At 71.5% G+C, this 20,413-nt stretch carries 14 protein-coding genes and 1 pseudogene; 14 read left to right on the forward strand and 1 reads right to left on the reverse strand.

The genetic code is table 11. The features are described from left to right. Positions 1–269 precede the first annotated feature (269 nt). The 14 genes and pseudogenes from ACH4K4_RS24835 to ACH4K4_RS24900 all read left to right on the forward strand — a co-directional run bounded on the left by ACH4K4_RS24835 (position 270) and on the right by ACH4K4_RS24900 (position 19,095). Entirely contained in the window at positions 270–686 is a 417-nt protein-coding gene (locus ACH4K4_RS24835; protein ID WP_398170150.1) for a cysteine/serine endopeptidase inhibitor, read from the forward strand. Positions 687–753: 67 nt separating this feature from the next. Then, the gene (locus tag ACH4K4_RS24840) at positions 754–1,812 is read left to right on the forward strand and encodes a LacI family DNA-binding transcriptional regulator (protein WP_398170151.1); all 1,059 of its coding nucleotides are present in this window, start codon (positions 754–756) and stop codon (positions 1,810–1,812) included. 113 nt (positions 1,813–1,925) lie between these two features. Beyond that, on the forward strand, positions 1,926–3,293 hold the full coding sequence (locus ACH4K4_RS24845) for an ABC transporter substrate-binding protein (protein ID WP_398170152.1): 1,368 nt from the start codon (positions 1,926–1,928) through the stop codon (positions 3,291–3,293). After that, positions 3,293–4,249, forward strand: a complete 957-nt coding sequence (locus ACH4K4_RS24850; protein ID WP_398170154.1) for a carbohydrate ABC transporter permease — start codon at positions 3,293–3,295, stop codon at positions 4,247–4,249. Before ACH4K4_RS24845 ends, ACH4K4_RS24850 begins: the two co-directional genes overlap by 1 nt. Next, on the forward strand, positions 4,246–5,127 hold the full coding sequence (locus ACH4K4_RS24855; RefSeq protein WP_398170155.1) for a carbohydrate ABC transporter permease: 882 nt from the start codon (positions 4,246–4,248) through the stop codon (positions 5,125–5,127). The genes ACH4K4_RS24850 and ACH4K4_RS24855 overlap by 4 nt, the downstream gene beginning before the upstream one ends. A gap of 50 nt (positions 5,128–5,177) precedes the next feature. Then, entirely contained in the window at positions 5,178–6,743 is a 1,566-nt protein-coding gene (locus tag ACH4K4_RS24860; RefSeq protein ID WP_398170157.1) for a glycoside hydrolase family 13 protein, read from the forward strand. A gap of 791 nt (positions 6,744–7,534) precedes the next feature. Continuing rightward, positions 7,535–9,208 (forward strand): annotated as a pseudogene (locus tag ACH4K4_RS24865) (glycosyl hydrolase); the annotation flags it as partial. 318 nt (positions 9,209–9,526) lie between these two features. Next, positions 9,527–11,245 carry a hypothetical protein gene (locus ACH4K4_RS24870; RefSeq protein WP_398170158.1) on the forward strand — a complete coding sequence of 573 codons (1,719 nt, stop codon included), beginning with the start codon at positions 9,527–9,529 and terminating at the stop codon, positions 11,243–11,245. Between the two features lie 267 nt (positions 11,246–11,512). Then, positions 11,513–13,420, forward strand: a complete 1,908-nt coding sequence (locus ACH4K4_RS24875) for an amino acid adenylation domain-containing protein (protein WP_398170159.1) — start codon at positions 11,513–11,515, stop codon at positions 13,418–13,420. Continuing rightward, positions 13,417–14,361, forward strand: coding sequence for a chlorinating enzyme (locus ACH4K4_RS24880; RefSeq protein WP_398170160.1), 945 nt, complete (start codon positions 13,417–13,419; stop codon positions 14,359–14,361). The genes ACH4K4_RS24875 and ACH4K4_RS24880 overlap by 4 nt, the downstream gene beginning before the upstream one ends. A 54-nt stretch (positions 14,362–14,415) precedes the next feature. Continuing rightward, positions 14,416–15,657 (forward strand): alpha/beta fold hydrolase, encoded by a 1,242-nt coding sequence (locus ACH4K4_RS24885; protein WP_398170162.1) that lies wholly within the window; start codon positions 14,416–14,418, stop codon positions 15,655–15,657. After that, a complete protein-coding gene (locus ACH4K4_RS24890) occupies positions 15,654–17,102 on the forward strand; it encodes an FkbM family methyltransferase (protein WP_398170163.1) in 1,449 nt (482 codons plus the stop codon). Before ACH4K4_RS24885 ends, ACH4K4_RS24890 begins: the two co-directional genes overlap by 4 nt. Beyond that, positions 17,099–17,926 (forward strand): thioesterase II family protein, encoded by an 828-nt coding sequence (locus ACH4K4_RS24895; protein ID WP_398170164.1) that lies wholly within the window; start codon positions 17,099–17,101, stop codon positions 17,924–17,926. Before ACH4K4_RS24890 ends, ACH4K4_RS24895 begins: the two co-directional genes overlap by 4 nt. Further along, positions 17,923–19,095 carry an acyl-CoA dehydrogenase family protein gene (locus ACH4K4_RS24900; RefSeq protein WP_398170165.1) on the forward strand — a complete coding sequence of 391 codons (1,173 nt, stop codon included), beginning with the start codon at positions 17,923–17,925 and terminating at the stop codon, positions 19,093–19,095. The genes ACH4K4_RS24895 and ACH4K4_RS24900 overlap by 4 nt, the downstream gene beginning before the upstream one ends. A 29-nt stretch (positions 19,096–19,124) precedes the next feature. Here the strand turns inward: ACH4K4_RS24900 and ACH4K4_RS24905 are convergent, their stop codons facing one another. Then, a complete protein-coding gene (locus tag ACH4K4_RS24905) occupies positions 19,125–20,339 on the reverse strand; it encodes a pyridoxal phosphate-dependent aminotransferase (RefSeq protein ID WP_398170166.1) in 1,215 nt (404 codons plus the stop codon). Positions 20,340–20,413 lie beyond the last annotated feature (74 nt).

The following is a 20,413-nucleotide window of genomic DNA, read 5'->3' on the forward strand; positions in this document are numbered from 1 at the left end:
AGCGGCACGGCCGTACCCCGCACCGTTACGGACGGCTCCATCGAGGCCCCGCCGGGGCCGGCATCCGTCATCCGAGCGTTCCGGGCCAATCTCACCGAATATGCCCGTGTTTCCGGACACCTGTGCCCATAGAGGGTTGTGGGGCAGCCGCGGTCCGTGAAATCCATGTGCCGGGAGAGCTCCAAGTGGTTGCTGCCGCCGTTCCGGCAGCCGCCCTGCCCGAGAAAGCCCCCCGGAACGTCCCGGATGAACTCGGATGAGGAGAAACCATGCGCACATCCTTACGCTGGAAGACGGTGATCTGCGGCGTGACAGCCGTCACCGGTATCGCCCTCGGCGCGGGCACGGCCCAGGCCGTGCCCATCGGCCAGACCATGAACGGCAAGATGACCTACTACAACGACCGGGGCTACGGCGCCTGCGGCACCCTCATCGACGCCACCTCGCAGGACCTGGTCGCCGTCTCCGCCGCCTGGTGGACTTCGCCCAACCCGAACAACGACCCGCTCTGTGCCGGCGTCAAGGTGCAGGTCACGTACAACGGCAAGACCATCACCGTGCCGGTCAGGGACAAGTGCCCCTCCTGCGCCTCGACCCACATAGACCTCAGTCAGGCGGCGTTCCGCAAGCTGGTGCCCGCGGGCACCGACATGGTCCCGAACGTCACCTGGAAGTTCGTCCGCTGATCCGTCCCCGGCCGCTGCCCCACGCATGACGCAAACGGCTTGCAACGCTTGCGCTATCGTCGCGTATATGACGCGACGACTTGCGCAGGTGGCGAAGAAGGTGGGCGTCTCCGAGGCGACGGTCAGCCGGGTGCTGAACGGCAAGCCCGGCGTCTCGGAGGCCACCCGGCAAGCGGTGCTCACGGCGTTGGACGTGCTCGGCTACGAGCGGCCGACGCAGCTGCGCGGGGAGCGCGGCAAACTCGTCGGGCTGGTGCTGCCCGAGCTGTCGAACCCCATCTTCCCCGCCTTCGCCGAGGTCGTCGGCGGCGCGCTCGCCCAGCGCGGGCTGACCCCGGTGCTCTGCGCCCAGACGCCGGGCGGCATCCAGGAGACCGACTACGTGGATCTCCTGCTCCAACAGCAGGTCTCCGGCGTGGTGTTCGCCGGCGGCCTGTACGCGCAGGCGGACGCGCCGCACGACCACTACCGCCTGCTGCACGCCAGGAACCTGCCGGTCGTGCTGGTCAACGCGCCGATCCCGGGCCTGGACTTCCCCTGCGTCTCCACCGACGACGCGGTCGCGGTGGAGCAGGCGTGGCGCCATCTCACCTCGCTGGGGCACGAGCGGATCGGCCTGGCGCTCGGCCCGTCCGACCACATTCCCTCGCGGCGCAAGCTGGCCGCCGGGCAGGCCGCGGCCCGCACTTCGGGCGCCGAGCTGCCGGCGGAGCGTGTGGTGCGCGGGATGTACTCGATGGAGGGCGGCCACGCGGCGGCCGCCCGGCTGCTGGACGCCGGGGTCACCGGCATCGTCTGCGCCAGCGACATCATCGCGCTGGGTGCGGTGCGGGCCGCGCGCAGGCGCGGGCTGCGGGTCCCGCAGGACGTGTCGGTGGTGGGGTACGACGACTCGCCGCTGATGACCGTCACGGAGCCGCCGCTGTCCACCGTTCGCCAGCCGATCGACGCGCTGGGCCGCGCCGCGGTGCAGCTGCTGACGGCGCAGATCGACGGCAGGGAAGTGGTCCGCGACGAGATCATGTTCGAGCCGGAACTCGTCGTACGGGGGTCCACGGGCCCCGTCCCCGCGCGTGCGGCGCGCCGCTCGCTTGGCACCCCGTCAAGTGACCGCCAACAAAGCTGACTTCCTGTTGTCAATCTTTTGCAGCTAGCACATCGGATATTGCGCTCTTCTGACGCCGGTGCTTGAGTGTCGCCACCGCTCGCCGCATCGCTCACGCCCAGAGGGGTTCACCGATGTCCTCCACGAGAAGCCGTACCCTCGCGCTCGCCTGTGCCACCGCCGTGTCCCTGACCGCGCTCACCGCCTGCGGCACCAGCAGCGACGGCACCGACGGCGCGCCGGGCGGCAAGGTGCGGCTCGCCGTCAACGGGCAGCCGCCCACTACGCAGGCGTTCGAGCGCGAGCTCTTCGACAAGCACGTGAAGCAGTTCGAGAAGGCGAACCCCGGCATCGACATCGTCCCGCACGAAGGCTTCATGGACCCGAAGACCTTCAACGCCAAGCTGGCGGGCGGCAGGCTGGAGGACGTCTTCTACGTCTACTTCACCGACACCCGCGGCCTGATCGCGAAGCACCAGGCGGCCGACCTCACCGACCACGTCAAGGACATGCCGCACCGCGGCGACGTCCAGGACGCGCTGATGAAGGTCTTCCAGGACGAGCGGGGGCGCCAGTACGGCCTGCCGACCGCCAACTACTCGATGGGCCTGCTCTACAACCGCGCGCTGTTCGCGAAGGCCGGACTCGACCCGGACAAGCCGCCGCGGACGTGGGCGGACGTGCGCGCCGCGGCGAAGCGGGTAGCGGAGCTGGGCGACAACACCACCGGCTACGCCGACTTCTCCAAGAACAACCAGGGCGGCTGGCACTTCACCGCCGAGCTGTACTCGCGCGGCGGCCGGCTGGCCACCGAGCAGGACGGGAGGTGGAAGGCCGCGTTCAACTCCGCGGCGGGCAAGGCCACCCTCCAGGACCTGTACGACATGCGCTGGAAGGACGACTCGATGGGCAGCAAACAGCTGCTCCAGGCCGAGGACGTCCAGCGGATGATGGGCAGCGGCAAACTCGGGATGTACGTCTCCGCCGCCGACAACATCGCCGTGATCGCCAAGCAGTTCGGCGGCAGGTACCGGGACTACGGCCTCGCGCCCATCCCCGACGCCAAGTCGACCCTGATCGGCGGCGAAGGGTACATGATCAACCCCAAGGCCTCGCCGGAGAAGATCAAGGCCGGGATCAAGTGGCTCCAGTGGAAGTACCTGAACCCGGACCTCGTCGAGCGGAACATCCAGGACAACCTCGCCGCGAAGCTGCCCGTCGGGCTGCCCATGCCACCCACCCCCGACATCTGGAAGGGCTCGGTCCGCGACCGGGTGGAGAAGGCCAAGCGCACGTACGCCAACGTCCCCGTCGGCAACTACCAGCCCTTCATGGACGCCGCACCCCACGTCACCGGCGTGACCGAGCCCCCGGAGGCACAGCAGGTCTACGCCGCGCTCGACAACGCGATGCAGGCGGTCCTCACCGACGAGGGCGCCGACATCGACGCCCTTCTCGCCACCGCCGAGAAGAAGGTCAACCAGATCTACGGCGCGCTCTGATGGCCACCGCACCCCCGCTGGAGAAACCGCTGTCCCCGCCGCCGGCCACCGCCTCGGAGCGGGAGCGGCGCGCCGCCCGCCTCCGCCGTTCCGTGCGCGAGCACCTGACCGCGTACGGGTTCCTGTGCGCCGCCGTGGTGATCTTCGCGCTCTTCTCGTGGTGGCCGATCGTCCGCACCGTCGTCCTGGGTTTCCAGCACGTCAACTTCGCCACCGGCAACACCTGGGCGGGCCTGGCCAACTTCGAGAGGCTGTTCAGCGATCCCCTGCTGGCCACGGCATGGCGCAACACCGCGCTGTTCACCGCGTACGCGCTGGTGCTGGGCTTCCTCGTGCCGTTCCTGACCGCGGTGCTGCTGAACGAGTTCCGGCACGCCCGCGCGTACTTCCGCGTCCTGGTGTATCTCCCGGTCATGCTGCCGCCGGTGGTCGTGGCGCTGATGTGGAAGTGGTTCTACGACCCGGGACCAGGACTGCTCAACGAGATCCTGCGCACCCTCCATCTGCCGACCTCGGCCTGGCTCGACTCCTCTTCGACCTCGCTGGTCTCCCTGGTGATCGTCTCCACCTGGGCCAACATGGGCACCGCCACACTGATCTACCTCGCGGCGCTCCAGACCATCCCCGGCGAGCTGTACGAAGCGGCGGAGCTGGACGGCGCCAACCTGTGGCAGCGACTGCGCCATGTCACCGTTCCGCAGACCCGGTTCGTGCTGCTGGTCCTCCTGCTGCTCCAGATCGTCGCGACGATGCAGGTGTTCACCGAGCCGTACGTGATGACCGGCGGCGGGCCCGACGACTCCACGGTCACCGTGATGTTCCTGGTCTACCGCTACGCCTTCGTCTACAACGACTTCGGCACCGCGAGCGCGCTCAGCCTGCTGCTCCTCCTCGTCCTCGCCGCGTTCTCCGCCCTCTACCTGCGCGTCACCCGCGGCGCCGAGGAGGACCGATGACCGCGTCGGCCCGGACGCTGGTCCGACCCGCCGTACTGCGGGCCCGCAGGGGCAAGCTGGTCTACTGGTCGGTGTTGGCCGTGGCGCTGGCGCTGTTCACCGCCGCCTTCCTGGTGCCGCTGTACTGGGCCGCGACGGGCGCGATGAAGTCCTCGGCCGAACTGGCGCGGAACCCGCCCACGTACGTCCCGGCGGAATGGCACCCGGAGAACTACACGCGTGCCTGGCGCGAGATGGACCTGACCCGCTACTTCCTCAACACGGTGCTGCTGGCGGGCGGTGCCTGGCTGATCCAGCTCGCGGTGCAGGTTCCGGCCGCGTACGCGCTGTCCAAGCTGCGGCCCCGGTTCGGGAACGTGATGCTGGGGCTGATGCTGGTCACCCTGATGATGCCCGCCACCGCGCTGCTGGTGCCCGTCTATCTCACGGTCGCCGACGTCCCGCTGTTCCACCGCAACCTGATCGACAGCCCGAGCGCGGTCTGGCTGCCCGCCGCCGCCAACGCCTTCAACATCTACATCCTCAAGAACTTCTTCGACCGCGTGCCCGACGAGCTGCTGGACGCCGCCCGGATCGACGGTGCCGGACCGCTCGGCACGATGTGGCGGATCGTGCTGCCGCTGTCCCGGCCGATCCTCGCCGTGGTGTCGGTCCTGACGGTCGTCGCCGCGTGGAAGGACTTCCTCTGGCCGCTGCTGGTGCTGCCGGACCCGGCCGGACAGCCGCTGAGCGTCTTCCTCCAGCGCGTCGCCCAGGACACCCCGCTCAACAGCCTGGTGGCGGGCCTGGTCCTGGCCTCACTGCCGCTGATCGCGCTGTTCCTGGTCTTCCAGCGGCAGATCGTCGCCGGCCTGGCAGCGGGCAGCCTCAAGGGCTGACCGCCGTGGCCCCGTACACCGCGTGCCCCTCGTACGAAAGGACTCCTCCTTTGTCCCGCACGGACTGGTGGCGCAGTGCCGCCATCTACCAGGTGTACGTCCGCTCCTTCGCCGACGGGAACGGCGACGGCACCGGCGACCTGGCGGGGGTACGCGCCCGGCTGCCGTATCTGGCCGAACTCGGCGTGGACGCCCTGTGGTTCAGCCCCTGGTACCTCTCGCCGCTCGCCGACGGCGGCTACGACGTCGCCGACTACCGCACTGTCGACCCGGCCTTCGGCACCCTCGCCGAAGCGGAGGAACTCCTCGCCGAGGCGCGCGCACTGGGCCTGCGCGCCATCGTGGACATCGTGCCGAACCACGTCTCGGACCAGCACCCGTGGTTCAAGGCGGCGCTCGCCGCCGGCCCCGGATCGCCGGAGCGGGAGCTGTTCCACTTCCGGCCGCCCTCGCCCGGACCGCCGAACGACTGGGTGAGCGAGTTCGGCGGCGTTCCCTGGTCGCGTACGGAAGACGGCCAGTGGTACCTGCACCTGTTCACTCCCGGTCAGCCGGACCTCGACTGGAGCCACCCGAAGGTGCGCCAGGAGCACGAGGACGTGCTGCGGTTCTGGTTCGAGCGCGGCGCGGCGGGCGTACGGATCGACTCCGCCGCGCTGCTCGCCAAGGCCTGCGGACTGCCCGACATGCCCGGCGACGGTGGCCCCCACCCCTTCCACGACCGGCCGGAGCTGCACGGCATCTACCGCTCCTGGCGGCGGCTGGCCGAGGAGTACGGAGCCGTGCTGATCGGGGAGATCTGGCTGCCCGACCCCGAACGCTTCGCCCGCTACCTGCGCCCCGACGAGCTGCACACCGCCTTCAACTTCGACTTCCTGACCCGCCCCTGGGACGCGGCCGAGCTGCGCGCGTCCATCGACCTCACGCTGGCCGCGCACGCTCCCGTGGGCGCCCCCGCCACCTGGGTGCTGGCCAACCACGACGTCACCCGCACGGTCACCCGCTACGGGCGGGCCGAGGACACCGGCTTCGCCTTCGAGCGCAAGCGCTTCGGAGTCCCCACCGACCTCGCACTGGGCACCCGCAGGGCGCGTGCCGCCGCGCTGCTCACCCTGGCCCTGCCCGGCTCCGTCTACCTCTACCAGGGCGAGGAGCTGGGCCTGCCGGAGGCACAGATCCCGCATGAGCTGGTCCAGGACCCGATGCACGCCCGCTCCGGCGGCGTGGACCCGGGCCGGGACGGCTGCCGGGTGCCGCTGCCCTGGCGTGCCGACGGCGACGGCCCGAGCTGGCTGCCGCGCCCGGCGGACTGGACGCGGTACGCGGCCGAACGGCAGGCCGGCGACCCGGACTCGATGCTGGCGCTGTACCGGACCGCGCTGCGGCTGCGCCGCTCCTTCCGGGACGCGGGCCCGCTGCGCTGGCTGCGTACGGATGCGTCGCAGGTGCTCTGCTTCGCGCGCGACGCGCCGGACGGCGGCAGCGTGCTGTGCGTGGTCAACCTCGGTTCGGCGGACGTGACGCTTCCCCCGCACTCCGGACTTCTGCTGGCGAGCGGCCCCCTGACGCCAGAGGGCACGCTGCCGCAGGACACGGCGGCCTGGCTGCGGACCTGACCCGCGCACGGCCGCCGCACCTCCCCACAGAAGGGAAAGTCATGGGCATCACAGAAGGCACCACTCAGCGCACCACACCACGCAGAAGAGCCTGGCGGCCCGTACTGGCCGCCGTGCTCGGCACCGGATTGATGCTGACCGGCTGGCAGACGGCCTCCGCCGGGACCGCGCCGGGCACCGGGACGGCCGGCGAGGCGGCCGGCGGAAGCACCACCACCGACCTCGGCGCCACCCGCCGCCTGGACCGGGTCGAGTTCGAGCTGCCCGGCGAGGCCCGGCAGGTCCAGGTACAGGGCTCCGCCAACGGCCGTGACTTCGTCGAACTGTCCGACGTCCGGGCCCGCGAGGGCAAGGTGACGCTGCCCCTGGGCGGCGCCCCGCTGCGCTACGTCCGCGTCGTCGGCGTACACCGGCTGGGCGGGTTCACCGCGTACGACGCGACGTCCGGCGACACCACGCCGCCGGAGGCACCGCACGGCGTCCGCCTGGACGGCACGACGCTGCGCTGGGAGCGCACTCCCGGCGTGACCGGGTACGACGTCTACGCCGACGGGCGGTTGCGCGCTGGTCTGCCCGCGACGACGACACACTGGACGGACACCACGGCGCCCGGCGGCACACGGCAGAAGACCGTCTACACCGTGCGGGCCCGGGACGCGGCAGGCAACCAGTCCCCGGACAGCCGCACGGCCACGCGCACCGTCGCGGCGGGCGGAGGCTCCTCGCGGGCCGCGTTCACTCCACCGCGCGGAAAACCCCGGCCGCAGGGTGCCCAGGCCAAGGCCGCGACCGGTGCCACCATGCCGTACACCACCGTCGAAGCCGAGTCCGGCGCCCTCGGCGGGGGCGCCCAGGTGGTCGGGCCCAACCGGAAGGTCGGCGACCTGGCGGGCGAGGCGTCGGGGCGCAGGGCCGTGACGCTGAAGCAGACCGGCCAGTACGTGGAGTTCACCACCCCCGTGGCGACCAACACCCTGGTCACCCGGTTCTCCATACCGGACGCGCCGGGCGGCGGCGGAACGAACGCGACGCTGGACGTCTACGTGGACGGCGTGCAGGCCAAGCCGCTCGACCTGACGTCCAAGTACGCCTGGCTGTACGGCCCCGAGGCGTCCCCGGTCAACGATCCGGGCGCGGGGCCGGCCCGGCACATCTACGACGAGGCGCACCTCGACCTCGGCCGCACCGTGCCGGCGGGCAGCAGGATCCGGCTCCAGAAGGACGCCGGCAACTCCTCGTCGTACGCGATCGACTTCGTGGACTTCGAAAAGGCCACGGCGGCGCCGAACCCCGACCCGCAGACGTTCGTGCAACCGGCCGGGTTCGGTCACCAGGACGTGCAGAACGCGCTGGACAAGGCACGGATGGACACCACCGGCAAGATCCAGGGCGTCTACCTGCCGCCGGGTGACTACCAGACGACGAGCAAGTTCCAGGTCTACCTCAAGCCGGTGAAGGTGATCGGCGCCGGTCCCTGGTTCACCCGCTTCCACGCCCCGGCAGGCCAGCAGAACACCGACGTGGGTTTCCGCGCCGCCGACGGCGCCGACGGCTCGACGTTCTCCGGCTTCGCGTACTTCGGCAACTACACCTCGCGGATCGACGGCCCCGGCAAGGTCTTCGACTTCCAGAACATCTCCGGCATCACCATCGACAACATCTGGGCCGAGCACATGGTCTGCCTCTACTGGGGCGCCAACACCGACCGGATGACCATCAGGAACAACCGCATCCGCAACACCTTCGCCGACGGCCTGAACATGACCAACGGCTCCACCGACAACCTGGTGACCAACAACGAGGCCAGGGCCACCGGCGACGACTCCTTCGCGCTGTTCTCCGCGCTCGACTCGGGCGGGGGCGAGCAGCGCAACAACGTCTACGAGAACCTCACCTCCAAGCTCACCTGGCGGGCCGCGGGCCTGGCCGTCTACGGCGGCCAGCTCAACACCTTCCGCAACATCCGCGTCGCGGACACCCTGGTCTACTCGGGAGTGACCCTCTCCTCGCTGGACTTCGGATATCCGGCGAACGGCTTCGGCCCCGGGCAGACCACGCTCGAAAACCTCCGCGTCGAGCGCGCGGGCGGCCACTTCTGGAACGGCCAGACCTTCCCCGGCATCTGGTTCTTCTCGGCGTCCAAGCCCTTCCGGGGAATCCGGGTGAAGGGCGCCGAGATCACCGACCCGACGTACCACGGCATCATGTTCCAGACGAACTATGCCGGCCAGCAGCCGCAGCACCCGGTCGAGGACACGGAGCTGACGGGCGTGACCGTCTCCGGGGCGCGGAAGAGCGGCGACGAGTACGACGCGAGGTCCGGCTTCGGGATCTGGGCCAACGAGCAGCCCGTGCCGGGGCAGGGGCCGGCCGTGGGGCGGGCGACGTTCCGCGGTCTGACCCTGCGGGACAACGCGGAGAACATCCGCAACACCACGTCCACATTCACGATCGATATCGGGTGACGGGCGCGCCGCGCACGGTGACGCGGGGCAGCCATTCCCCGTAAGGAGGAAGTCGAGGCTGGTCGGTGCCGGCGCGACCAGTGACCGGTAGCTGTCAGCGGGGCCGGTGTCCACGTCGATGGTGCACAGGATGCCCCCGTACGCGGCGGGGGCACCGGCCGGCAGCCCGGCCGCCCGGGATGACAGCGGCGACACCCGAAGGGCCGGAACACGTTGACACATGTGGGTACGGACTTGTTGTCACGGCTTGCTCGCGCCTCCGGTCGTGCCCCGTGTGGCAGCCGGCCGGTCACGCTCGCCCACTTCCGTCAGGAGACCATGTTGCAGGCACACACCAGCCCCTCCGCTCCGCCGCCCGTCAGTCCTTCCGCGAAGGTCGTCACCCCGGACGGCCGTACGGTGCCGTGGGAGGGCTTTTGCACGGGCCCGGCCGTGCTGTCGCGGGAGGAGTTGCAGGACATCTCCCACCGGCTGCTCGGCCTCGGCCTGTCCGAGGTACCGGCGGCGGCCCGCGAGGAACTCGAACCGTACGGCGCCCTGCGCTGCGAAGTCCCCGCGGTCGTCATCGGTGCCGCCACCAGCCTGAAGTCGTGCTTCGAGGCCGACGTGGCGCACCTCGCCCAAGGCACGTCGCCGGACGACTTCGCGGCGTACAACGAGGCACGTGCGGTGTACCTGGCGGGGCCCGGCGACCTCGTCGTAGGCCGCACCGAACCGTGGCGCCAGGCGGTCGCCCAGGCCGACGTGGACGCGGTCGAGGTGCCGGGACCGGAGTTCTACTACCTCACCCACGCCCTGCTGACGCAGGCCACGGCGTACGAGACGGCCGGGCCTTCCGCCGGCCTGCGCCGTGTGGTGAGCCGGCTGAGGGAGGCACCCCACAGCGTGGTGCGCCTCTTCGCGCTCGACCTGGAGGCGCAGGTACTGCTGGTCTGGCTGCGGCGTACGGCGGGGCTGGACCGCCTGCGGGTGGACGCCAACGGCCCCGAGATCGGCCGCCGGTGGAACCACAAGACGACGCTGTACCCCACGGTCGGCGAGGCCGAGGGGATGTCCGGCACCGGCCCCCGGACCGATCCCCACGAGCTGCTCGCGGAGGAGTTCCGCCTGACCCCCTTCCACCACGCGTTCGGCATCGCCCTGCCGCGGGTCCCCGGCTACTCGATCAGCCGGTCCGGAGCGTCCGCCGCGGAGGTGGCGGCGCGTGTCGCGGGGGCCGCGCGCCTGTTGCGCGAACGCTACGGTCTGCCGCTGGGCTGCTTCAAACCGGCCACGGGACTGACCGGCAGCAGGATCAGGACCGGCGTCGTGCTGGACGACGAGGAGGCGCTCGGGGCCCTGGCGCGCCAGGCGATGGAGACCGAGGAGGACTACGTCCTGGAGGCGCACACCGACTACCTGCGGCACGCCGTCCGGGGCTACGAATTCATCCTCGCGCCGTCCACCCACATCGTCGCCGGACGGCTGGCCGACGGAGCGACGATCCAGATCACGCGCGGCAGCGTCTGGGAAGGCAGCGTCTACATCGACGAGAGCAGCTGCCGGAACCTCGGCGTGACGGTGGAGCAGTTCCGGTTCGTACGGGAGGGCATGCGGAGCCTGCTGGAGGCCTTCGAGGGCGGCGGCCGCAGCCTGGGCTTCGTCAAGGGGGGAGTGGACTTCGCCATCGCCCGGATCGGCGGGCGGTTCGGGGAGCGGCCCGTGGTCGGCATGCAGGACCTGAACCTGTCGTCCAACGGGGCTGAGTACGTACGGGCCTTCCTCTGCGAGGCCCGTGAGGCCCGTGGCGCGGGTGTCCACGCGGCCACGAAGGTGATCCGGCCCACCGGGGGCACGGACCTGCCGAGGCTGAAAGCCGCCGTCGCCGCCGCGGGGGCCGGAGAATACTCCCGGGCGATCACCTCGGTACCGTCCCGCTGGGGCCTGGTGGCCGTCGCGAGCCGGGAGCCGCAGGAGGCCGCGGAAGCCGTCCTGGCACTGGAGGAACGCCTGCACGCCGAGGGGCTGGTGCGCAGCGCCCTGCGCCGCGCGGGCTGATCGCGGCGGCGCGGCGGCGGGCTCCGGCCGCGGGCCGGTCCGGCCGGGATCACCGGTGCCCGGCCGGAATCGCCCGGGGTTTTTGGGACTCCTGTGCCGGAGGAGTTCCGGCCTCCCGCCGATACCGGCCAACTCCGCGCGCTGTTCGGCGAGGGGTTGACGTTCAACGAGTGAAAATGCGAGCCTAATTCGACGGTCGTGCCGACCCATGTCCTCGCTATTCTCTGTGTGATCCCGATACGCATCCCGAATTCTCCGAGGGGCCGTGTGAGCACCATCAGCGGAGCAAGTCGTGACCAGCGTGAAGTGGCGGTCGACGGGTTTTCTTCCGGCGGCCCGGACATTTCCCTGACCGAGCTTTTCAGGGCGGTGGCCCGCAAGTACCCGAGCCGGGTGGCGGTGACCGCCGAAGACGGCGAATTCACCTATCAGGAAATCGACGCGAGATCCGATGTGATCGCCGGAGAACTCATCGCGGCCGGGGTCACACCGGGAAATCACGTCGGACTGTGCGTCGCCCGCGAATCCGGAATGGTGGCGGGGCTGCTCGCCGTCCTCAAATGCGGTGCGGCCTATGTGCCCATGGACGCCGATCACCCGGCCGAGCGCCTGCGGTGGACCCTGCGCGACAGCGGCGCGGCCGCCGTGGTGACCTCGTCGGACCTCGCCTTGGCGGTCGCCGGCTCCGAGGTGCGGACCGTCCGGCTGGACCTGCTGCCGGCGGACGGGCCGCCCCGTGCCGAGCTGCCACCCCCACGAGGTACCGACCCGGCCTACGTCATCTACACCTCGGGCTCCACCGGTGAGCCCAAGGGCGTCCCGATCGGCCACCGGCAGGTCGTGCGCCTCTTCTCGGGGACCCGCGACTGGTTCGGGTTCGGCCCCGACGACGTGTGGACGGTCTTCCACTCGGCCGCGTTCGACTTCTCCGTGTGGGAGATCTGGGGCGCGCTGCTGCACGGCGGGCGGCTGGTCGTCGTACCGCGCGATGTGGCCCGTTCCCCCGCGTCCTTCCACGAACTGCTGTGCGCGGAGCGCGTCACGGTCCTCAACCAGACGCCGTCCTCCTTCCGGCGCCTGGCCGCGGCCGACGCGCGTGCCCCGCGGTCGCCGGCCCACCTGCGTACCGTCGTGCTCGGCGGCGAACGCCTCGATCCCACCGCGCTGCGCGACTGGATCGCCCGGCACGGCGACGACCGGCCCCGGCTGGTCAACATGTACGGCATCACCGAGGCCACCGTGCACGCCTCCTACCGGCGCGTGCTGCGCGCGGATCTCGACGCGGAGGGCCCGAGCCCCATCGGGGTCCCGCTGCCGGACCTCACGTTCCACGTGCGGGGTCCGGACGGCGAACCGGTGCCCGACGGGCAGCCGGGGGAGCTGTACATCGAGGGCCCGGGCGTGGCGAGCGGGTACCTCGGCAGGACCGAGCTGACGCGGGAACGATTCTCCTCGGACGGTGCCGCACACCGCGTCCTGCGCACCGGGGACCGGGTGGTCCGCCTCGGCGACGGCCAGTACGGCTACCTGGGGCGCACCGACGACCAGATCAAGATCCGGGGCTTCAGGGTGGAGCCGGGCGAGGTCGAGGCCCTGCTGACCGGGCACCCCGCGGTGGCGTCCGCCGCCGTCCTGCCCCGGGACTACGGGGAGGACGACGTCCGGCTGATCGCCTACGTCGTCCCGGCCGGGACGGCCGCCAACGGCGCGTACGAGAAACTCGTCGGCGAACTGCGCGACCTCGCCGGCACCCTCCCCGCCCACCTGCGCCCGTCCGCCTACGAGCGGCTGGACGCGCTTCCCCTCACCCCCCACGGCAAGACCGACCGCGCGGCACTGCTGGCCCTCGCCGGCAACGGCCACCGGCCCGCCGGCCGGGCGGACCTCCCCGCGCACGGCCCGGCAGCCCCGCACGCCACCACCCAGGAGCGCATCACCGCGATCTGGCGCACTGTCCTCGACGTCGAGGACGTCGCCCCCGACGCCGACTTCTTCGACCTCGGCGGCACCTCGCTGACCCTGCTGCGCATGTTCGAGCAGGTCAACGCGGCCTTCGGGACGGACCTCGACATCACGGTCCTGATCGAGGGAGCGACCGTGGGCAGCCTCGCCTCCCACGTGGACGCCGCCGCGGCGCCGGACGCCACCCGCCCACGGACCGAGGAGCACGAATGACGTCGCAGGCCGAGGACTTCGCGCTCGACGCGCAACAACTGGCGGACTTCCACGCACGCGGCTACGCCGGTCCTTTCACGCTCTACGAACCGGACGAGATCAAGGACATCTGGCGGCGCGAGCGGCTGCGGCTGCTCGACCGCAGCGCCGCCGTCTACCAGGACGAGGCCGCGGTGTCCGGCACCACCAACATCGCCAACTACGACCGCCACCTGGACTCGGACTTCCTGGCCGGCCACATCACCAGGCCGGAGATCGTCAACCGGGTGAGCCGCATCCTCGGCCCCGACGTGCTGTGCTGGCGGACCGAGTTCTTCCCGAAGTACCCGGGCGACGAGGGAACCGACTGGCACCAGGCCGACACCTTCGCCAACGCCTCCGGCAGCCCGCAGATCCAGTGGCCGGGCGGCTCCGACTTCGGCGGCACGATCACCGTCTGGTGCGCCTTCACCGAGGCCAGCGCGGACATGGGGTGCCTGCAGTTCATCCCCGGGACCCACCGCACCATGTTCTACGACGAGACCAAGCGCATGCACTACACCCCGGACAGGGTCAACTCCGTCGAGAAGGACGGCGTCCGCCGGGGGTTCTTCGGCTACGACTACCGCGAGCTCCAGATCGACGAGAACTGGACGCCCGACGAGTCCAAGGCCGTGAGCATGGAGATGCGGGCCGGCCAGTTCATCGTCTTCTGGTCCACGATGATGCACGCCTCCCACCCGCACAGCGGGCGCAGCCGCGACATGCGGATGGGCTTCGCCGCCCGCTACGTTCCCACCTCCGTGCAGATCTACCCCGGCACGGACGTCATCGAGGAGTACGGCGGCCGGGTGAGCCTGGAACGCTACGGCGCGGTCCTGGTCCACGGCGAGAACACCTACGACCACAACCGCATCGCGACGCACACCACGCGCGGCCGCCCCTTCCGCCCGGAAGCCTGAGGACGTGCCGGGCCGCCGAGGGCCCGCGTAGAGGGGAAGGAAACCGGACCAGAGATGACGGACAGCACGCCCGGCACGGCACCGGCGCGGCCGGGCGAGATCACCGGCGCCACCCCGGTGCACAGGCTCGCAGCAGCCCTGACCGAACTGGAACCGCTGCTGGGGGCGGTCACCGAACCCCTTCGCGTGGCGCCGCCCCCGGGCCTCGCCCCCGGCGCCCGCAGCGCGTTCCAGGCGACCGTCGACGCGCTCACCGCCGAGCTGCGCGTCCCCCGGCTCGCCCTGGCCGCCTCCGACGACGAACTCTGGTCCGTCGAGCTGGCCATCAGCAAGCACCTCTCCCGCGCCTTGGGGGCAATGCCGCCAGAGGCGGTCCTCGACGGCGGTCCCGAGGCGGCGGGCCGCGCGGTGGACGTGGCGCGTGCGGCTCCGCCGGGCCGCCCGGTCGCGCTGCGCTCCCACGACGGCGCACCCCTGCGGGGCTACCAAGCCGGGGCGCCGGACCTGCCGGCCGTCGTGGTGGTGCCGGCCGTCGGCATGCCCATCGGCCTGGCCGCCCCCTGGCTGCGGGCGCTGGCCGGCGTACGGCACGTGGTGACCTGGGAGAGCCGCGGCATGTTCGCGAGCACGGACGCCCCGGGGCTGCCTGTCATGAACCGGCACGACCTCGCGGCGCAGGCGGCCGACGTGGTGGCCGTACTCGACGGCTTCGGCATCGAAGAAGCCCACGTCATGGGCCTGTGCGGCGGCGCGGCCATCGCCCTGGCGGCCGCGGCCGCCTCGCCGCGCGTGGCCTCCCTCAGCCTGTGGCACGGCGACTACGAACTGGGCGGCGACGCCGCGAAGACGCCCCACCAACGCGATGTGCAGAACCTGCTGGCGATGGCGAGCCGCAGCCCCCGCAATGCCCTGGGCCTGCACCGCATGATGCGCAGACCGCAGGCGCTGGACGCCCTGCGCGCCGACATCGCCCACCACCTCCTCCACCCCTACGCCTCGGCGGCGCTGATGCACCGCTACGGACAGCTCAACGGCGAGATCATGACCACGGACTGCCGGCCGCTCCTCGAACAGGTACGGCAGCCCACGCTCGTCGTCTCCAGCCACCAGGACACGACCGCGCATCCTGAAGGGTCCGTACACGTCGCGGAGCACCTGCCCTGCGCCACGCTGCGGATGATGCCGCACGGCAACCACCTGACCGCGTTCGACGCGGCGCCCGCGCTCGTACGCGTTCTGACGGACTTCACCCGGGCACCGGCGGTGCCCGCGCGACACGCAAGGGAGGGCGCATGACCGGCCCGGCCGACACCGGCGCGACCGCCGCCCCGGGCCCCGATGCCCGCCCCGCGCTGGCGGAGGCATTGCGGACCCACCCCGCCGTCCTGGACGCAGTCGTCCTCGACGCCCCCGAACCGACCGCCTTCCTCGTGCCCGACCCGGACACCGCCGCACTCCTGCACCGGTCCGTGCGGGCCGCGACCGGCGGTGACGGAGACCGTACCGACTGGCACGAACCGGCGGACGACCTGCGCGTCGCCGGAGTCAACCGCACGGAGACCGACTTCCTGTACCGGGAGATCTTCCTCGACAACGCCTACCTCCGGCACGGCATCACCGTGCCGGAACGGGCGACTGTGATGGACGTGGGAGCCAACATCGGCATGTTCACGCTGCGCGTCGGCCTGGTGAGCCCCGGGGCCCGGATCATCGCCGTGGAACCCGTCGCCGAACTCGCCGCGGCCACCGCCCGCAACGCCGACCTGTACGGACTCGACGTCACCGTCGTCAACCGCGCCCTCGGCAGCGCGGTGGGGGAGACCGACTTCACCTACTACCCCGGCAACAGCGTCATGTCCGGGCGGTACGCGCGGCCCGACGAGGACATCGACGTTCTGCGGCGCTATCTCGTCACCGGCGACGGCGGCCACGAACCGCAGCTGGCCAGGCTCGCCGTCGACCGGATGACCGCGCAGAACCGCCGCTGCGCCGTCAGCACGCTCACCCGGCTGGCAGCCGAGCAGCGGGTGGACCGGATCGACCTCCTGAAGATCGACGTGGAGAAGGCCGAGGCCGACGTCCTGGCCGGCATCGACGACACGTTGTGGGACCGTATCGACCGCATCGCCATGGAAGTGCACGACATCGACGGGCGGCTCCTTGAGGTCGTCCGCCTGCTGGAAGCGCGGGGATTCGAGGTCTTCCACGACCAGGACCCCCGGCTCGTGCTGACCCCCTGCCACAACGTCTACGCCCGTGCGCCGCGCGCCCGTGCCGGACATCCGCCGCCCGCGTCACGCCGCGGACCCGGCGGCCCCACCCTGCGGGTCCTGGAACGGGAGCTCCGGGGCCTCCTCGCCCAGAGCGCTCCCGGCCTCACCGCTCCCGGCCGCTTCGTCGTCGTACCGGAGCTTCCGGCTGCCCAGCGCGCCACCGGCACGAGGGACGCCGGCGTGCCCCGGCCCGCGGGCGGCCCGGGAGCCGCCGTGCTGGCCGAGGCCTGGGCGGAGGTCTTCGGTGCCGGCACCGCCCGCCCGGACGCCAACTTCTACGCCCTCGGAGGCAATTCCCTCACCGCGGTCCGCCTGCTGGCACTACTGGAAGACCGGCTGGGAGCGGACGTGCTGGAACCCGACCTGCTCTTCACCGCCGAATCCTTCGCGGAACTCGCCGCGGCCCTCGACGCCGGACTCCGGGCGGCGGGCGCCACGGCGTCCAACGGCCGGTCAGGGGCCCCGTGACGCCTTCGCCGAACCTGCTCTTCCAGCGGCCCCTGCCACGGCCGCGAGCCGCCCTGCGGCTCGTCTGCGTACCGCACGCGGGCGCCGGAGCCTCGCTGTTCAGGGGCTGGGCGGAACGCCTGCCGCCGGACGTCGAACTCGTCGCGGTCCAACTGCCGGGCCGGGAAAACCGCGTACGGGAGCGTCCCTTCACCTCGGGGACGGCCCTGGTGGACGCGGTGAGCGGCGCCCTGGCCCAGGAGGTGCGGCCGCCGTACGCCCTGTTCGGGCACAGCCTGGGCGGCATGCTCGCCTACGAACTGGCAACGGCATCGCAGCCGGGCGTTCGCTCCGGCGGCCGGCCCGTTCCGCACTCGCCCGAGCGCCTGCTCCTCGCGGGCTGCCGCGCTCCTGACGTACCACCGCCGCACACCGGCGACCGCGGCCCGTCCACCGACGGCGTCGCCGGCGAACTCGCCGACCTGGCGGGAACACCGCCCGAGGTGCTGCGCAACCGCGTACTGCTCAAAATGCTGGAACCGATGCTGCGGGCCGACCTGGAGCTGGCCCGGACATGGCCGTGGCGCCGGCCGCTCCCGCTCGCCGTGCCCCTCACGACTTTCGCCGCTGCCGACGACCCCATGGCACCGCCCGAAGCGGTCGCCGGCTGGCAGCGGTACGCACCGCAGGGCCTGCGCGCACGCCACATGGCAGGAGGACACTTCGCCCTCCACGAAGACGGCGGGGCCTTCCCGGCGCTGCTGTGCGCGGAGCTGACCGCGACCCCCGCCATGGCGCCGAGCCCTTACCCACGTGCCTCTGGTGAGACCGAGGACGGCCGATGAACACCCGCACTTCCCCGTACTTCACCGCCGAGCACGAGGCCTTCCGCCTGCGCGTGCGCGCCGTGCTGGCAGCCGAGACCGAGGGCGCCGCCGACACCTGGGAGCGGGAGTGCCGCCTGCCGCGCCGGCTCTGGAAGAACCTCGCAGGACACGACCTCCTGGGGCTCCTGTACCCACGCGAGGACGGCGGCACCGACCGCGACCTGTTCACCTCGGTCGTCTTCCTGGAGGAACTGGGCCGCACCGGATACGGCGGGCTCCGCGCGGCCGTCGCGGTGCACGCCTACATGGCCACGCACTACCTGGCGGCCGTCGGCAGCCCGGCGCTGCGCGCCGCCTACCTGGCGCCCTCCGTACGGGGTGAGCGCGTCGCGGCGCTGGCCCTCACCGAACCCGGCGCGGGCTCCGACCTGGCGCGCATGGCCACCACCGCCGTACGGGACGGGGACGCCTACGTGGTGAACGGGACGAAGAGCATGGTCAGCAACGGCACCACCGCCGACTTCCACGTCGCCGCCGTGCGCACCACCCCCGCTGCCCACGACGGGCACCGCGGCCGTACCGGGCTCTCGCTCCTCGTCGTCGACGCGGGCGCTCCCGGTGTCACCGCAGAGCCTCAGCCCACCCTCGGCTGGCGCGCGGCCGACACGGCGAGAGTGACGTACGACCGGGTCCGCGTCCCCGCGGGCAACCTCGTCGGGCGGCAGGACAGCGGCTTTTACTACCTGATGCGCGGACTCCAGGTCGAACGGCTCGCAGCCGCCTCCCTCGCACTGGGAGGCATGGACCGCTGCCTCGAACAGACTCTTCGCTTCACGCGCGCACGACGGCTCTTCGACGGCCCGCTCGCCGGTCTGCAAGCGCTGCGGCACCGGCTCGCCGACCTGTCCACGGAGCTGGAGGCGGCCCGTAACCTGGTCCACCACACCGCGTGGCGCCTCCAGCAAGGTGAACTCGCGGTCGCCGCCTGCGCGATGGCCAAGCTGCACACCACCGAACTGGCCTGCCGTCTGGCCGACACCAGCCTCCAGCTGCACGGCTCCGCCGGCTACGAGGAAGACTCGGAAGCCGCACGCACCTACCGCGACGCACGGGCCGCAACCATCGCCGCCGGCCCCAGCGAGGTCATGCGGGACCTCATCGCCGGGGAGCTGACAGGGCCCGTCTGAGAGCCGGGGTCATGACACGGGCCCTGCCGTCAGGACTGCCGGTAGCCGGCCAGGAAGCGGCCGATCCGGCCGATCGCCGACTCCAGCTCGTCGGCGTGCGGCAGGGTGAGGATGCGGAAGTGGTCCGGGGACGGCCAGTTGAAGCCGGTGCCCTGGACGACCTGGATCTTCTCGCGCAGCAGCAGGTCCAGGACGAACCGCTCGTCGTCGTGGATCTTGTGTACGGCGGGGGCGATGCGGGGGAACGCGTACAACGCGCCCCGCGGCTTGACGCACGAGACGCCGGGGATCTCGTTGAGCTTCTGCCAGGCGCGGTCGCGCTGTTCGTGCAGCCGGCCGCCCGGGGCGGTCAGTTCACCGATGGAGCCGGGGCTGCTGAGCGCGGCCTGGATGGCGTACTGCGCGGGCGCGTTGGGGCACAGGCGCATGGAGGCCAGCATGGTCAGCCCCTCAAGGTAGTTCCGCGCGTGCTGCCGCGGGCCGGTGACCACCAGCCAGCCCGAGCGGAACCCCGCCACCCGGTACGTCTTGGACAGGCCGCCGAAGCTCAGCACGACCAGGTCGGGTGCGAGGGAGGCCGCGGGGTGGTGCACGGCATCGTCGTAGACGATCTGGTCGTAGATCTCGTCGGCGAAGACCATCAGCCCGTGGCGGCGGGCCAGGTCGAGCATCGCCTCGACGACCTCGCGCGGGTACACCGCGCCCGTCGGGTTGTTGGGATTGATGATCACCAGGGCCTTGGTGCGGTCGGTGATCTTCGCGGCCAGGTCGTCGAGGTCCGGGTACCAGTCGGCGGACTCGTCGCACAGGTAGTGCACGGCACGCCCGCCGGCCAGTGTGGTCACCGCCGTCCACAGGGGGAAGTCCGGCGCCGGTATGAGAATCTCGTCGCCGTCCTCCAGCAGCGCCTGGACGGCCATGGTGACCAGTTCGGAGACGCCGTTGCCCAGGAAGACGTCGTCGGGCCCGACGTCCGGGACGCCCATCGCACGGCACCGCCCGGCAACCGCGCGCCGGGCGGAGAGGATGCCGCGCGAGTCGGTGTAGCCGTGGGCCTGCGGCAGCATCCGGATCATGTCCTGGACGATCTCCTCCGGCGCCTCGAACCCGAACAGGGCCGGGTTGCCGGTGTTCAGGCGCAGCACGCTGTGGCCCGCTTCCTCCAGGGCGTTGGCGTGTTCGATCACCGGCCCGCGGATCTCGTAACAGACCTCGCTCAGCTTGCTCGACTGCCGGAACTCCATGCGGTGGCCTCCCAGGGCTTCGTTGCTTACTTGGTTTTACCAAGTAGGAGCTTGGCAAGTCCAATGTTTTCTCT

The sequence above is a fragment of the Streptomyces sp. NPDC017529 genome (assembly GCF_044329785.1).
Taxonomy (GTDB): domain Bacteria; phylum Actinomycetota; class Actinomycetes; order Streptomycetales; family Streptomycetaceae; genus Streptomyces.

Bases quoted from the DNA above. Each gene is read 5' to 3' on its own strand.
- ACH4K4_RS24835 (WP_398170150.1), top strand. From the start codon at position 270: ATGCGCACATCCTTACGCTGGAAGACGGTGATCTGCGGCGTGACAGCC.
- ACH4K4_RS24840 (WP_398170151.1), top strand. From the start codon at position 754: ATGACGCGACGACTTGCGCAGGTGGCGAAGAAGGTGGGCGTCTCCGAG.
- ACH4K4_RS24845 (WP_398170152.1), top strand. From the start codon at position 1,926: ATGTCCTCCACGAGAAGCCGTACCCTCGCGCTCGCCTGTGCCACCGCC.
- ACH4K4_RS24850 (WP_398170154.1), top strand. From the start codon at position 3,293: ATGGCCACCGCACCCCCGCTGGAGAAACCGCTGTCCCCGCCGCCGGCC.
- ACH4K4_RS24855 (WP_398170155.1), top strand. From the start codon at position 4,246: ATGACCGCGTCGGCCCGGACGCTGGTCCGACCCGCCGTACTGCGGGCC.
- ACH4K4_RS24870 (WP_398170158.1), top strand. From the start codon at position 9,527: ATGTTGCAGGCACACACCAGCCCCTCCGCTCCGCCGCCCGTCAGTCCT.
- ACH4K4_RS24880 (WP_398170160.1), top strand. From the start codon at position 13,417: ATGACGTCGCAGGCCGAGGACTTCGCGCTCGACGCGCAACAACTGGCG.
- ACH4K4_RS24885 (WP_398170162.1), top strand. From the start codon at position 14,416: ATGACGGACAGCACGCCCGGCACGGCACCGGCGCGGCCGGGCGAGATC.
- ACH4K4_RS24890 (WP_398170163.1), top strand. From the start codon at position 15,654: ATGACCGGCCCGGCCGACACCGGCGCGACCGCCGCCCCGGGCCCCGAT.
- ACH4K4_RS24900 (WP_398170165.1), top strand. From the start codon at position 17,923: ATGAACACCCGCACTTCCCCGTACTTCACCGCCGAGCACGAGGCCTTC.
- ACH4K4_RS24905 (WP_398170166.1), bottom strand. From the start codon at position 20,339: ATGGAGTTCCGGCAGTCGAGCAAGCTGAGCGAGGTCTGTTACGAGATC.